Source organism: Chromobacterium sp. ATCC 53434 (assembly GCF_002848345.1).
Taxonomy (GTDB): domain Bacteria; phylum Pseudomonadota; class Gammaproteobacteria; order Burkholderiales; family Chromobacteriaceae; genus Chromobacterium.
On record NZ_CP025429.1, the window covers coordinates 119,705 to 132,389 of the forward strand.

Annotated in this window: 19 protein-coding genes and 1 tRNA gene; 4 read left to right on the forward strand and 16 right to left on the reverse strand. The window is 66.5% G+C overall.

Annotated features, from left to right (window positions below; genetic code table 11):
- Window positions 1–11 precede the first annotated feature (11 nt).
- The gene (locus tag CXB49_RS23165; RefSeq protein ID WP_158300560.1) at window positions 12–149 is read left to right on the forward strand and encodes a hypothetical protein; all 138 of its coding nucleotides are present in this window, start codon (window positions 12–14) and stop codon (window positions 147–149) included.
- Window positions 150–208: 59 nt separating this feature from the next.
- Here the strand turns inward: CXB49_RS23165 and CXB49_RS00525 are convergent, their stop codons facing one another.
- The 13 genes from CXB49_RS00525 to CXB49_RS00585 all read right to left on the reverse strand — a co-directional run bounded on the left by CXB49_RS00525 (window position 209) and on the right by CXB49_RS00585 (window position 7,320).
- A complete protein-coding gene (locus CXB49_RS00525) occupies window positions 209–532 on the reverse strand; it encodes a RebB family R body protein (protein ID WP_101706595.1) in 324 nt (107 codons plus the stop codon).
- 31 nt (window positions 533–563) lie between these two features.
- Window positions 564–890, reverse strand: a complete 327-nt coding sequence (locus CXB49_RS00530; protein ID WP_101706596.1) for a RebB family R body protein — start codon at window positions 888–890, stop codon at window positions 564–566.
- A gap of 30 nt (window positions 891–920) precedes the next feature.
- Window positions 921–1,244 carry a RebB family R body protein gene (locus CXB49_RS00535; protein ID WP_101706597.1) on the reverse strand — a complete coding sequence of 108 codons (324 nt, stop codon included), beginning with the start codon at window positions 1,242–1,244 and terminating at the stop codon, window positions 921–923.
- Window positions 1,245–1,314: 70 nt separating this feature from the next.
- Window positions 1,315–1,908, reverse strand: coding sequence for a hypothetical protein (locus CXB49_RS00540; RefSeq protein ID WP_158300561.1), 594 nt, complete (start codon window positions 1,906–1,908; stop codon window positions 1,315–1,317).
- Window positions 1,901–2,095 carry a hypothetical protein gene (locus CXB49_RS00545; protein ID WP_101706599.1) on the reverse strand — a complete coding sequence of 65 codons (195 nt, stop codon included), beginning with the start codon at window positions 2,093–2,095 and terminating at the stop codon, window positions 1,901–1,903. The genes CXB49_RS00540 and CXB49_RS00545 overlap by 8 nt, the downstream gene beginning before the upstream one ends.
- Window positions 2,096–2,190: 95 nt before the next feature.
- Window positions 2,191–2,631 (reverse strand): lysozyme, encoded by a 441-nt coding sequence (locus CXB49_RS00550; RefSeq protein WP_101706600.1) that lies wholly within the window; start codon window positions 2,629–2,631, stop codon window positions 2,191–2,193.
- 164 nt (window positions 2,632–2,795) lie between these two features.
- Window positions 2,796–3,323, reverse strand: a complete 528-nt coding sequence (locus CXB49_RS00555) for a hypothetical protein (RefSeq protein WP_101706601.1) — start codon at window positions 3,321–3,323, stop codon at window positions 2,796–2,798.
- Entirely contained in the window at window positions 3,320–4,423 is a 1,104-nt protein-coding gene (locus CXB49_RS00560) for a PHB depolymerase family esterase (protein ID WP_101706602.1), read from the reverse strand. The genes CXB49_RS00555 and CXB49_RS00560 overlap by 4 nt, the downstream gene beginning before the upstream one ends.
- 29 nt (window positions 4,424–4,452) lie before the next feature.
- Window positions 4,453–4,854, reverse strand: a complete 402-nt coding sequence (locus CXB49_RS00565) for a hypothetical protein (protein WP_101706603.1) — start codon at window positions 4,852–4,854, stop codon at window positions 4,453–4,455.
- Between the two features lie 82 nt (window positions 4,855–4,936).
- Window positions 4,937–5,560: a hypothetical protein gene (locus tag CXB49_RS00570; protein WP_199406750.1), complete on the reverse strand. Its 624-nt coding sequence runs from the start codon at window positions 5,558–5,560 to the stop codon at window positions 4,937–4,939.
- 27 nt (window positions 5,561–5,587) lie between these two features.
- Window positions 5,588–5,830 (reverse strand): RebB family R body protein, encoded by a 243-nt coding sequence (locus CXB49_RS00575; RefSeq protein ID WP_101706604.1) that lies wholly within the window; start codon window positions 5,828–5,830, stop codon window positions 5,588–5,590.
- A gap of 93 nt (window positions 5,831–5,923) precedes the next feature.
- The gene (locus tag CXB49_RS00580) at window positions 5,924–6,472 is read right to left on the reverse strand and encodes an RNA polymerase sigma factor (protein ID WP_101706605.1); all 549 of its coding nucleotides are present in this window, start codon (window positions 6,470–6,472) and stop codon (window positions 5,924–5,926) included.
- 110 nt (window positions 6,473–6,582) lie between these two features.
- Window positions 6,583–7,320, reverse strand: coding sequence for a Crp/Fnr family transcriptional regulator (locus CXB49_RS00585; RefSeq protein WP_101706606.1), 738 nt, complete (start codon window positions 7,318–7,320; stop codon window positions 6,583–6,585).
- 272 nt (window positions 7,321–7,592) lie between these two features.
- Here CXB49_RS00585 and CXB49_RS00590 point away from each other — a divergent pair.
- Window positions 7,593–7,678 (forward strand) — tRNA-Tyr (locus CXB49_RS00590).
- A 250-nt stretch (window positions 7,679–7,928) separates the two neighbouring features.
- Here CXB49_RS00590 and fghA read toward each other — a convergent pair.
- Window positions 7,929–8,768 (reverse strand): S-formylglutathione hydrolase, encoded by an 840-nt coding sequence (gene fghA, locus CXB49_RS00595; protein ID WP_101706607.1) that lies wholly within the window; start codon window positions 8,766–8,768, stop codon window positions 7,929–7,931.
- A complete protein-coding gene (locus CXB49_RS00600) occupies window positions 8,765–9,892 on the reverse strand; it encodes an S-(hydroxymethyl)glutathione dehydrogenase/class III alcohol dehydrogenase (RefSeq protein WP_369826589.1) in 1,128 nt (375 codons plus the stop codon). The genes fghA and CXB49_RS00600 overlap by 4 nt, the downstream gene beginning before the upstream one ends.
- Before the next feature lie 119 nt (window positions 9,893–10,011).
- On the opposite strand from CXB49_RS00600, the gene CXB49_RS00605 reads away from it, so the two are divergent.
- On the forward strand, window positions 10,012–10,914 hold the full coding sequence (locus CXB49_RS00605; protein WP_101706609.1) for a LysR substrate-binding domain-containing protein: 903 nt from the start codon (window positions 10,012–10,014) through the stop codon (window positions 10,912–10,914).
- Window positions 10,915–10,942: 28 nt separating this feature from the next.
- Window positions 10,943–11,956, forward strand: a complete 1,014-nt coding sequence (locus CXB49_RS00610; RefSeq protein WP_101706610.1) for a nucleoid-associated protein — start codon at window positions 10,943–10,945, stop codon at window positions 11,954–11,956.
- Here the strand turns inward: CXB49_RS00610 and CXB49_RS00615 are convergent.
- Complete coding sequence (locus CXB49_RS00615) at window positions 11,953–12,684, reverse strand: ABC transporter substrate-binding protein (RefSeq protein WP_101706611.1); 732 nt, start codon at window positions 12,682–12,684, stop codon at window positions 11,953–11,955. The two genes, CXB49_RS00610 and CXB49_RS00615, sit on opposite strands and share 4 nt — an antisense overlap.
- Between the last annotated feature and the right edge of the window lies 1 nt (window position 12,685).

Consider the following 12,685-nt stretch of genomic DNA (forward strand, 5'->3'; position numbering starts at 1 on the left):
GCATCATTACCATGTCATCGAAAGCGAGGCGCGAGATGGGCTATCTATACCGTTTGTATCCCTGGTTGTTCCAGCGGGAGCTGGCGCGCTGCCGCGGCCTGAAGCAATGGCGCGAGGGCCGGGCCGAGGCTCGCCGGCTGCTGTACTGAGCGATGAAAAAAGCCCCGGCCGGAACGGCGCGGGGCAAGCCCTGGGGGGATGATAGGGATCAGCGGTTCTGGAAGCTTTGCAGCACGGTCAGCAGGCTGGTCAGGTTGTCGGCGATGCCGCCCTGGGCCACTTTCTCGGTGGCGGCCGCGCCGGCCATGGTGTTCAGGCTGTAGATCTGCATCACGCCCTGGTTGGCGGCGGCCTGGGCCAGCGTGTTCTGCTGCTGCTGGGCCGAAACCGCGTTCTGGAACAGGATGCCGGTGGAGTGGGCCAGCGATTGGTAGATCGAGCCCATCGCCATCGCCGGCGCTTCGCCGAGCACCTTGACGTTGACCTGGGTGACGGCGTCGGTGATCTGGTTGTTGACTTGAGTCGGGAACATCGGATGTCTCCTGGTTTAGCCGGTATGCCGCTTAGCGGTTCTGGAAGCTCTGCAGCACGGTCAGCATGCTGGTCAGATTGTCCGCGACGCCCCCTTGCGAGGTTTTCTCGGTGGCGGCGGCGTCGGCCATGGTGTCGACGCTGTAGATCTGCATCACGCCCATGTTCGAACCCGCCTGGGCCAGCGTGTTCTGCTGCTGTTGGGCCGAGACGGCGTTCTCGAACAGGATGCCGGTGGAGTGGGACAGGCTTTGGAACAGCGCGCCCATCGCCATCGCCGGCGATTCGCCGAGCACCTTGACGTTTACCTGGGTGACGGCGTCGGTGATCTGGCTGTTGACACTGGTATCTCTGGCCATCGTTTGTTTCCTTTATCTGGGCGGGTTGGCTTAGCGGCGGAACGATTGCAGCACGGTCAGCAGGCTGGTCAGATTGTCGGCGATGCCGGCCTGGCTGATCTTCTCGGTGCCGGCGGCGCCGGCCATCGTGTCCATGCTGTAGATTTGCATCACGCCCATATTGGAGGCGGCCTGGGTCAGCGTGTTTTGTTGCTGCTGGGCCGAAACGGCGTTCTCGAACAGAATGCCGGTGGAGTGGGCCATGGTCTGGTAGATCGAACCCATGGCCATCGCCGGGGATTCGGCCAGCACCTTGACGTTGGACTGGGTGACGGCATCGGTGATCTGGTCGTTTACTGCGGTGTGCTCAGCCATTTCTGCTTCCTTCCTGCTAAGGGTTGGGATCGCGCACGCGGCGGCAGGGCGAAGGGCGCTGCTGCTCGTGCTATGGCATGGACGCGGTGCCGGCCGGCGTGTGAACGGCGTCGGCGGCCGGCGCCGGAGACGCGGACCCGGCCGCGCCGTCGGGCGCCTGCTGGGCGTTCAGGCGCTCGGCCAGAGCCTGCAGTTGCTGGGTCAGCGGGCCGAAGGACTGCTGGAAGCATTTTTCCACTTCCTGCCGCGCCAGATTGGACAGGTGCTCGGCGATCTGGGTCAGCGCCAGCTGGCTGCCGGGCTGCAGGCCGCCCATGCCGGATTGCAGCGTCGACGGCCGCAACTCGGCCAGGTTCTGGCTGCCTTCCAGCAGTTTCAGGATCGCCTGCTCCTCGGCGTCCTGCACCTGCAGCGCCTTGCTGGAATTGGACTGGATCGCCTCCAGCAGGTCGCGGACGCTGGAGGCGGCCCGGTTCTGTCCCTGAGCGATGGCGCGCTGGGCCTGCTGCCTGGCCTGCTGCACGGCATTGGCCGGCGGGACCGCCTGGCTCCGTATCGCCTGCTGCAGTTGCAGCAGCTGGTCTTGCTCCAGCGCCTCCAGCGGGCGCCCCAGATATTGCTCGGCGATCTGGCGCAGGTCGGGACTCAAGCTCGCCTCAGTCATGGCCTGCGTCCCCGTCGTCGTCCAGCAGCGGCGCCAGCGCGCCGCGGATGCTCAGCAGCGCCTGCAGCACGGCCAGCGCCTGTTCGTCGTCGCGATGGCCGTCGTGCAGCGATTCGGCCCAGAGCGCCAGATGCTCGCCCAGCAGTCGGGACGCGGTCTGATATATGCCGTTCAATTCGTCTTGCATAGCATGTCCTCCTGAATGATCAATGCGGCAACAGCCCTGCCGGACGAGCCGGGCAGGGCTGTTGCATGGACGAGGCGGCGGGCGGGGCGTGAAGCTCAGACGGCGGCGGGGGTGAGGAACAGCTTCTGTTCGGCCTGGCGGCGACGCGTCAGCCCGTCGATCACATGGCCGCCGGCCTTGTTCCAGAGCGGGAACTGTCCGGCGGCGCCGGCATAGTCCCGCTTGTTCAATAGCCGCAGCAGCGTCGACTGCTGCAGATTGCCCAGGCCCAGGTTGTAGCTGAAGCTGACCAGGGCGGAGAACTGATTGGCGTTCAGCGGCACCTTGACCGCCTGGCCGACGCCGGTTTCGAAGCGGGCCAGGTCGCCAAGCAGCAGCTGCTCGGCCTGGGTATTGCTGATGCGCTGGCCGGCGTGCACGTCGGGGCCGGTGTGGCCGTAGCCTATCGTCCAGACCTTGACCAGATCCTGGTAGGCGAGGAGACGCAATCCTTCGAAGTCCTTGATCAGATCGAGGCCGGCTTGGTTGATTTTCATGGCATGTCCTTTGCGTGCGGAGGCGGGGTCGTCCGGAGACCGGCGGATATGGTGGAAACGGACGGGGGGCCGGCGTGTGAACGCGTGGCATGCGCAGTTTGGCGGCAGCGGCAAAGGAGGGGGAGTTGAAGCCGGTCACCAGGGAGGCGACCGGCGCGGGAGGCTCAGACGGCGGGCGGTTCGGATTCCAGCTTCAGGAATTGCTGCAGGCAGTCCAGCAGCGCCGGGGAGAAGCCGGTCAGCAAGTTCTGCAGGTCTTCCTGGTGCACGCCCATGCTCTGCCTGGCGCTCTGCTGCAGCGCGTTGAAGGCCAGCAGATCGTCGGCGCCGCCGCGCGAATCCAGCAGATTGCGCAGCAGCTCATAACTCTGCTGCCGCCACAGCGACGCCAGCTTCAGCTGCCAGTTCAGCAACTGCTGGCCGAATTCCTGGCTGATGTCCTGGCATTGCTGGCAATAGTCGAGCCAGCCGTCGGCGTCGACATGCTGTCGCCAGGCCTGGCGCCAGTGCCGGCTTTCCCTCTGCCGCCATTCGTCCAGGCTCTGATGCTGGTCCAGGCCGGACTGCACGCCGGCCTTCCAGTGGCCGTGGGCCGGCAGGCCGGCGAAGAAGAATTGGCGGAACATCGGCGGCCAGGCTTCCCAGCCGGTTTGGCCGTCCTGCAGCCAGGCGTTCAGCGGGTGCGCGTTCATTGCGGGCTTCCTTTCGGTTGGCGGGGGCTGTCCAGGCGTTCCACCATCGCGTGGATGGCGGCCATCTGCGGCGCGGTCCTGGCGTAGTAGTCCGGCTTGACCGGATCCTTGCTGCTGTAGCCCCAGAAGTCCCAGCAGCCTTGCGGATTGCGTTTCGGGTCGGTGCGTATCTGCGGATACAGCACGACGATGCGGTTGCGGTCGGCCATTTCGTTGAAGCCGGTGCTGGTGTAGTAGCGGTTGCCGATGCGGCTGTCCTCCTGGGTGCAGCCGTGGAACACCACGTGCACGCGGCAGCTCTGCTTGCGGCAGTCGGCCGGAATGTAGACGTGGCCGATGTCGGACAGGCCGGTGTAGCCGCCTTTGGAAAACTCGGCCTGGTCGAAGTCCAGCAGCTCGCCGGACAGTTTGGCAGCCGGCTTCAGGTCGTCGCCGTACAACTGGCGCAGGATGTCCTGCGACTGCATGAAGCCGCAGTTGTTCAGATTGGTCTTGGTGCTGCCGGCCGCCGGGGACACATTGGCCGGGCAGGCTTCGTCGCCTGAGTTGGAGGTCAGCAGCGCGTGGCCGGCGTTGACGTTGTCGACGTAGCGCATCTGCGATGCCGGCACGCCGGCGCTTTGGTAGAAGGTCCGCACCTGCGCCACCACCTTCGGATAGACCACGCTGTCGGATGCGCCGGTGAAGATGTACAGCCGCTGGCGCTTGATGTTGTCGACCGGGTCTATCTGGCCGTCGCGGGCGAATTGCTGCGCCTGCCGCCAGGCGTCCTTGCCCGACGGCGCCGGACCCATGGGCCGCATGCACTGGGTGCTGGCATTCTTCAGGAAACGGTCGGCGCCGCCCAGCTTGTTCAGGCCGGCGCAGTAGAACGGCCCGCCGGCGACGATGCCGGCGCCGGCGACGTCGGCGGAATAGGCGACGCTGAACTGGGCCGCCATGAAGGCGCCCGACGACAGGCCCGACACGGTGTTCTGTCGGGCGTCGGCGTCGAGGGCCGGCAGCGGCGGGGCGCCGGCCGCCGCCTGTCCGGCCGCCAGCGCCGCCAATAGCGGCGTCGCGCGCGACAGGCGGACAAGCGCGTGGTGTGTGCTATGCATGGTTTGACTCTCCTGGAATGGGGTGAGGTTCATTTGTCGAACTTCTGCAATTCGTTGATGCCTGACCAGCCGATGAAGATCAGCCCTAGCGCGGTGGAGCCAAATGAGTATGGCAGACCGGCGAGTATGCCCATGGCCAGTCCTTTGGCCAGGGCGGTGCCCAGGTCGTCCCGATCGACCCAGCGCTGGGTCAGGGTGGCGCTGGAGGTGGTGAGGCCCAGCAGCAGCAGGCCGGCGATGAGGAAAAAACGCCCCTTTTCCGGCGCCGGCAGCGATTTGGCCATGTCCAGCAGGATCACGTCCCACAGTTTGTCGGCGGCCAGCGCGACGATGGCGGACAGCAGGTGGACCGGGCTCTTGCTCAGCTCCGGTATGGTGCCGCGCAGGACGCCGCTGCTTCGGGACGGGGTGTCGGGGGCGGAATCGGGCATGGCGTTTCGCTGGCGGGTCGGGGTTCTTCATCGCGGGACGGGGCCGGCGCGCTTTTGCGAGGCGGCCGGCCCGCAGGCGCCGTCAGGCGCCGCGCTTGTCCAGCAGGTCCTGATACTTGCTCAGGCTCTGGTCTATCTTGTCCAGCGCGAAATGGGCCGCCTCGCCCTCGATGGCGCCGGCCGCCGCGGCCACCGCGGCGGCGGTGCCGACCAGGAGGTCGGTGATCAAGATGCCCAGCGCGTCCTCGGCCGCGCCCTTCAGGTCCTCTTTGGCGAATTTTTCCGTCATGTCCTTCAGCAAGACGCTCTTGCTCGCCATCGCCAGCTTGCTGGCGCCGTCGAAGTAGTTGGCGGCGGCCTGCGCCACCAGGCCGCTGGCCTGGGTGATCATCATGTTCGGCGGCACCGCCACCTGACTGGCGGCGTAGGCGGCGGTTTCCTGATTGCTGAACTGCACCGCCTGCACGATCTGGCTGTTCAGCGCGTCGGTGGCCGATGGCGCGGCGCCGGCCTGCTGCGCGCGCATCTGATCGGTCATGCCGGACAACGGCGTTTTCGGCGGCGGGCTGGCAGGCTGAGCCGGCGCTTCGGGCCGCGGGTCCGGTTTGGCGTCCGGTTTGGCATCCGTCTTGGCGCCGGCCGGAGCCGGCGGCGTCGACGGGTCTGTGTCGGCCGGCGCGGCCTTGCGGAAAGGATTGAGGTTCATCGCATGTCTCTCCGATGGCGGCTAGGTTCAGGCGCCGCTTTTCTCGCCTATCGACAGGATCATGCTGACCGCCTTGGACACGACCGCGTTGGATATCTGGTTCAGCGCCTGCTGGCTGTGCACCGCGTTTTGCAGCGACAGGCCGGCCGAGTGGCTGGCCAGCTGGTACAGCGAGGCGATGGCCTGGGCGGGGGCCTCCGCCACCACTTTGACATTGGTCTGGGTGACGGCGTCGGTGATCTGGCCGTTGACGGGCGTGTTGTCTGCCATGCTTGCTCCTGGACGTTGGGTCTATTGATGGGGAAATCGGCGCGGCGGCTGCGCTTGCCGTTACGGACGTGACAGGCGCAGCCTTGTGAACGCTCAGGCCAGCTGTTGGCGCAGGCGCTTGCGCAGCAGTTCTACCCGTTTGCGCGCCAGCGCCTCGTTGATGCCGAGCACGGCGGCGATTTGCGGATACGGCAAGTCCTGCTCGAACTTCAGCTGGAACAGCTGCTGCTGCTGGGGCGTCAGTCCGGCCAGCGTGCTGGCCATCAGGTACAGCTGCTGTTTCAGCGTCAACTCCTGTTCCGGCGTCGGCGTGGCGCCGGCCAGGCCTTCCAGATGCTCGTCGTCGCTGTCGCAGTCGCGGTCGAACACCCGGTTTTCCCGGCTCTGGCGCCTGGCCTGGTCGAGAAAGGCGTGGTTCAGCGCCAGGAACATGAAGCCGGCCAGGTTCTGCACCCGTTCCGCCGAGTGTTGCAGATAGAGATGGACCTTGAGCGCGGTGTCCGACAGCAGCTCGTCGGCGCGGTGGATGTCGCCGCGGCACAAATGGCGCGCGCGGCGTTGCAGCTTGCCGTGAATTTCGCGCCAGACCAGGTCGAAACGCGCGTCGAGGGAATCGGATGCAGCAAGGGCGTGGTGTTGCATACGGCCATCCTTTATGACAAATGGGATGTGCAGGATGGCCGTGGGCAGGAAGCGAGGCTGTCGCTAAGGTGACAAATGAATATATTTGTTGTTAAAAATATTCATTTGATCTATTTGGTGGCGGACTGCTGCGCGATCTGCCGCAGACGTCCGGGATCGGTGATCCGCAGCGCATGGCGCGACAGCTGGATCAGCCCGGCGCGCTGCCATTGCTTCAGCTGGGCGTTCAGCCGCGGACGGCTGGCATTGAGCATGGCGGCCAGAATGCTCTGGTTGGCGGTCAGCGGCAGTTCCACCCCGTCGGGGCCGGAGCAGCCGCTGCGCGCCATTTCGGACAGCAGGTGGCGCGCCAGCCGGGCTTCCAGCCGGTACAGGCAGACGGTTTCGACGAAGCTGCTGATTCGTTGCAGGCGGTTGCACAGCTGGCGCTGCACCCGCGCCATCAGGACGCTGTTGCCTTGCAGCGGCGGAAAGTGCAGCTGATGCAGCAGCAGCAGCTGGCAATTGCGGCTGAGCTGGGCGTTGCAGCTGCGCCTCTCCGGCTGCAGCAACGTGCTTTCGCCGACCAGTTCGCCGGGACCGGAGCGGTCGATGATCACCTCGTGTCCGTCCGGCTCCTGCAGCGTGTGGTAGACATTGCCCTGCAGCACCAGGCCGATGAAGGTTTCCGGGTCGTCGCGCAGGAACAGGAGCTGGCGCTGCCTGCCCTGGACGACGGTGGCGTGCTGTTCGATATGCCGCAGCAGCTCGGTTGGCAGGTCCTGCAGCAGCGGCAGGCTTCGCAGGGCGGCGTTCAGGTGGCGGGGGGCCGGGGTGCTGTCTGTCTGGCTGTATGTTTGAGAATGCATCGGGGTTTCCGCGGCTGGACATTCTGGATACAAGGCATCGGGTACGGCGACTCCGGTTTCGCGCCGGCTGCGACAATCGCGCGGCCGGTGGCGGCATCGGCGGCTTCAAGCGAAAAACGGTTGTTACCGCGGCCTGTGAAGCGGCGCGGCGAATGGGCGGGGCAGGGGGAAAAAGGTATGATGGCAGACTGTCTATTTTGATGGCATTTCGGCGTGGCGACGCGCGCCAGGCGTTGACAGTATCGGCGCAAGCCTATACTATGCGCCGCTCTGGAGGGGTTACCCCAGCGGTCAACGGGTCCGGACTGTAAATCCGGCGGCTAAGCCTTCGAAGGTTCGAATCCTTCTCCCTCCACCAGATTCAACGAAAAAGCCAGGCTCTCGAGCCTGGCTTTTTTGTTGTTGCCGTTCTGCTCGCTTTCTTGAAGGCGAGGCACCCTTGCAAGGCAAGGGCGGGGGGATCGGGTGGATAGGGAAAGGCTGCGGGATCCGCCGCCTGTGTCGACAGGCCCGGCTGCGCCGGGTCCTGCGCAATCTTGCCGGCTCGCCTTGTCGGCAGCCTGAAGCCAGGCTCTCGAGCCTGGCTTTTTTGTGTTCCGGATTTAACCTCAGGCCAACAGGTGGCGGGCGTGGAAACGCAGGTGTTCGTCGATGAAGCTGGCGACGAAGTAGTAGCCGTGGTCGTAGCCGGCGTGGCGGTGCAGCTCCAGCCGGGCGTCGCTGGCGCGCGCCGCCTGTTGCAGCGCTTCCGGCTGCAACTGTTCGGCGAGGAAGGTGTCGGCCAGGCCGACGTCGACCCTGAGCGGCAGCGGGCAGCCGCGTTCGGCCAGCAGCCGGCTGGCGTCCCACTGGGCCCAGGCGGCCTCGTCGTCGCCGAGGTAGGCGGCGAAGGCCTTGCGGCCCCACGGCGCTTGCACCGGATGGCAGATCGGACTGAAGGCCGACGCCGACACGTAGTCCTGCGGGCGCCGGATCGCGCAGACCAGCGCGCCGTGGCCGCCCATCGAATGGCCGGCGATCGCGCAGCGGCCGTTCAGCGGGAATTCGGCGCGCAGCAGCGCCGGCAGCTCGCGCGACACGTAGTCGTACATCCGGTAGTGGCGGCTCCACGGCTCGCGGACGGCGTCGACATAGAAGCCGGCGCCCTGGCCCAGATCGTAGGCCGCGTCGTCGGGCACCGTCTCGCCGCGCGGGCTGGTGTCCGGCATCGCCAGCGCGATGCCCAGCTCGGCCGCCAGCCGCTGCGCGCCGGCCTTGTGGCTGAAGTTCTCGTCGCTGCAGGTCAGGCCGGACAGCCACAGCAGCCACGGCACCTTGCCGTGCGCGGCCGCCGGCGGCAGGAAGACGCTGAAGCGCATCCGGCAGGCGAGCGTTTCCGAATCGTGCAGCCATTGCTGCTGTCGGCCGCCGAAGGCCAGGCTGTCGGCGGTCTTCTGCAAGGCCGTCATGCCGACACCGGCGCGTAGTGGACCACCGAACGTATGCTCTTGCCCTCGTGCATCAGCTCGAAGGCGTGGTTGACGTCGTCAAGCGGCATCGTGTGGGTGATGAAGTCGTCGAGGCGGAATTCGCCTTTCAGATAGCGCTCCACGTATTCCGGCAGCTCGGAGCGTCCGCGCACGCCGCCGAAGGCGGAGCCGCGCCATACCCGGCCGGTGACCAGCTGGAACGGGCGGGTGGCGATCTCCTGGCCGGCCCCGGCCACGCCGATGATCACCGATTCGCCCCAGCCCTTGTGGCAGCACTCCAGCGCCGCGCGCATCACTTTGACGTTGCCTATGCACTCGAAGGAGAAGTCGACGCCGCCGTCGGTCATTTCGACGATCACGTCCTGTATCGGCTTGTCGAAATGGCTGGGGTTGACGCAGTCGGTGGCGCCCAGCTTCTTCGCCAGCTCGAACTTGCCCTCGTTGATGTCGATGCCGATGATGCGGCCGGCGCCGGCCATCCGCGCGCCGATGATGGCCGACAGGCCGATGCCGCCGAGGCCGAAGATGGCCACGCTGTCGCCGGGCTTGACCTTGGCGGTGTTGACCACGGCGCCCATGCCGGTGGTGACGCCGCAACCCAGCAGGCACACTTCTTCCAGCGGCGCGGCCGGATTGACCTTGGCCAGCGAGATTTCCGGCAGCACCGTGTATTCGCTGAAGGTGGACGTGCCCATGTAGTGGTAGATCGGCTTGCCGTCCTTGGAGAAGCGGGTCGTGCCGTCCGGCATCAGGCCCTTGCCTTGCGTCGCGCGTATCTTCTGGCAAAGATTGGTCTTGCCGGACAGACAGAATTTGCACTCGCGGCATTCCGGCGTGTACAGCGGAATCACGTGGTCGCCGACGGCGACGCTGCTGACGCCGGGGCCTATCGATTCGACGATGCCGCCGCCCTCGTGGCCGAGTATGCAGGGGAAGATGCCTTCCGGGTCCTCGCCGGACAGCGTGAAGGCGTCGGTGTGGCAGACGCCGCTGGCGACCATCTTCACGCGCACCTCGCCGGCTTTCGGCGGATGTACTTCTATTTCTTCAATGCTCAGCGGCTGGCCCGCGGCCCAGGCCACGGCGGCGCGGCAACGGATGATGTCCTGGCTCATCGGCACTCCCTCGTCAACGGTGGATGAATGGCAATCGACCATTGTATTTTTTTGTCCGGCGTCGATAATCGGCTTGTTTGGTAAATGATTTTTTCCATGGAGCAATAATGGCGGCTTGGGAAGGCATGCAGGAATTCGTCGCGGTGGCCGACGGCGGCAGTTTCACCGGCGCCGCGCGCCGGCTGGGCATCTCGGTGGCCCAGGTCAGCCGCCAGGTGGGGCAGCTGGAGGCGCGGCTGGGCGCCAAGTTGCTGTACCGCACCACGCGCCAGCTCAGCCTGACCGAGGCCGGCGACGTGTATCTGGCGCACTGCCGCCAGTTGCTGGAGTCGCTGGACGACGCCGAGCAGGCGGTATCGCTGCTGCAGGCGGCGCCGCGCGGCCTGTTGAAGCTGACCGCGCCGCTGGCCTACGGCAACAGCCATATCGCGCCGCTGCTGCTGGACTTCATGCAGCGCTATCCGCAACTGGAGGCCAGCCTGGACCTGTCCAACCAGGTCAAGGACCTGGTGCACGGCGGCTACGACCTGGCGATACGCATCGGCAATTTGACCGACTCGTCGCTGATGGCGCGCAAGCTGGCGCAGCGGCGGCACCATGTCTGCGCGTCGCCGGCTTATCTGGCGCGCCACGGCGAGCCCAAGCGGCCGCAGGATTTGCCGCAGCATCAGTGCCTGCAGATAGGCAAGGACGGCTGGCATCTGCAGGTGGGCGGCCGCCGGCAGACCTTTCGGGTGCAGGGGCCGCTGCGCTGCAGCGCGGCGGCGCCGCTGGCCGAGGCGGCGGTGCGCGGCATGGGGCTGGCACAATTGCCCGACTACTATGTGACGGGGCATCTGGCCAGCGGCGCGCTGGTGGAGGTGCTGGCCGACTACGCAGAGCCGGACGAGGGCATCTGGGCGCTGTACCCGCACAATCGCCAGCTTAGCCCCAAGGTCAGGCTGCTGGTGGACTTCCTGGCCGACAGTCTGGCCGCCGGCGCTTGCCAAGGCGGCGGGGCGCGACAATAATCGCGCATTCTTTTGCGGGAGCGCGGCGATGGTGATAGCGGAATCTAAAGTGGAGTGCATGGTGGTGCACCGGGTGGGCAACCCGACGCGCGGCGAGCCGCTGCAGCTGTCCGAGCGCACCACGATGGTGGACGAGGCGGTGTCCGGCCTGCTGCTGGACGGCTATCTGAAGGGCATCGTGTCCGATCGGAAGAAGCACCAGTTCGTCCATGAGACCGACCTGAACCTGAACGAGGTCTACCATTACACCCGGCAGTTTTTCCGCGGCGAGGTCGATTTCCTCGAAGTGTCGCAGCGCATCGCCAAACATCTGTACGGCCGCTCGCAGCACCCCAATATCAGCGCCGGCGACCTGCTGGTGATCCAGTTCTCGGGCCTGGCCGACGGCGATCGCGAAGTGCGCGCGCTCGGCGTGTTCAAGTCCGAGATCCGCGACGACTTCCTGACCATCATCGACGGCGGCGGCGTGTTCGACATCAGCCACGCCTCCGGCATCAATCCGCGGCTGATAGACAAGGGCGCGCTGATTCTGGAACACGGCCCGACGGTGTACGCGGTGGACAGGTTGAGCCGCGAGGCCAAGTTCTGGCTGGACGATTTCCTGAAGGCGCTGCGGGTGCCGGACAAGGCGTCCAGCAGCAAGATGCTGGCCAGCGTGGTCGAGCAGCTGTCGGGCGAGATCGAAGATCCCATTGAGCAGGCGCGCTTCAAGGACGAGCTGCTGACGCTGGTGGAAAGCCAGCCGGAAGAGGTGCAGGCCAAGGCGCTGACCGCCGCCGCCGAGCGCTTCGTGCCGCGCGAGCAGGTGGAAGTGGCGCTGGGCAGCGCCGCCGAATCGTACGGCTTCGAGCTGGACGACGAGGCCAGGCTGCCGGCCAAGGGCGTGGCCAGGCAACTGGAGAAGACGCTGTCGCGTTACGGCGTCGGCCACGGCATCAGCGTGCTGCTGCCGTCCGGCGTCACGCTGAAGAATATCCAGTCGCAGAACAATGGCGAGGGCGGGCTGACGCTGACCTTGTTCCTGAACAAGCGCGACGGCTAGCGCGGCGGATCCTGCCGGCCGGGCGTGACGAGATCGTAGCGCCTGGCCAGTTTCAGCAGCGAGCCGTCGCGGCGCATCTCGTCGATGGCGCGGCGCCACGGTTCCAGATCGGCTTCGGGGATGTTGCGGGTGGCGGCCAGATAGGTCGTGCAACGCAGCATCACCTGGCCGCGGCGCAGTCCGTCCGGCGGTAGGCCGGCCTGTTGCTGGGCGTAGCGGGCGCTGTTCCACGCCGCCAGCCAGGCGTCGATATGGTGCGCGGCCAGCTTGCGCGCGTTGAGGGTTTCGTCGCCGGCCAGCTCTATCGTCGCGCCGGGCAGCTGTTTCGCCAGTTCCAGACCGACGGAGTCCCGCACGACGCCGATATGCAGGCCGCCCGGCGGGGAGGACCCGACCGGCGGCTGAGCCGCCGGGCCTATCAGCAGGAATTCCTCGTCGACCAGCGGCGCCACCCAGCGCAGCAGCGCTTCCCGCCGCGGCGTGCGGCAAGGGGGCACGATCAGCGCGCGGGCCTGGGCCGAGCCTATGGTCAGCACCCGATTCAATGGCTGCACCGAGATCTGCAGCGGTTCGCCCAGTCGCCTGGCCGCCTCCTGCATCACCGCGACGGCGAAACCCTGGGCAGGCGGTTCCGAGAGGACATAGGGCGGCGCGATGCCGCCCAGCAAGGTGGCCGCATGGGCTGCGAGGCCGGGCAGCCAGACGGCGAGAACATACAGCGGGCGCATC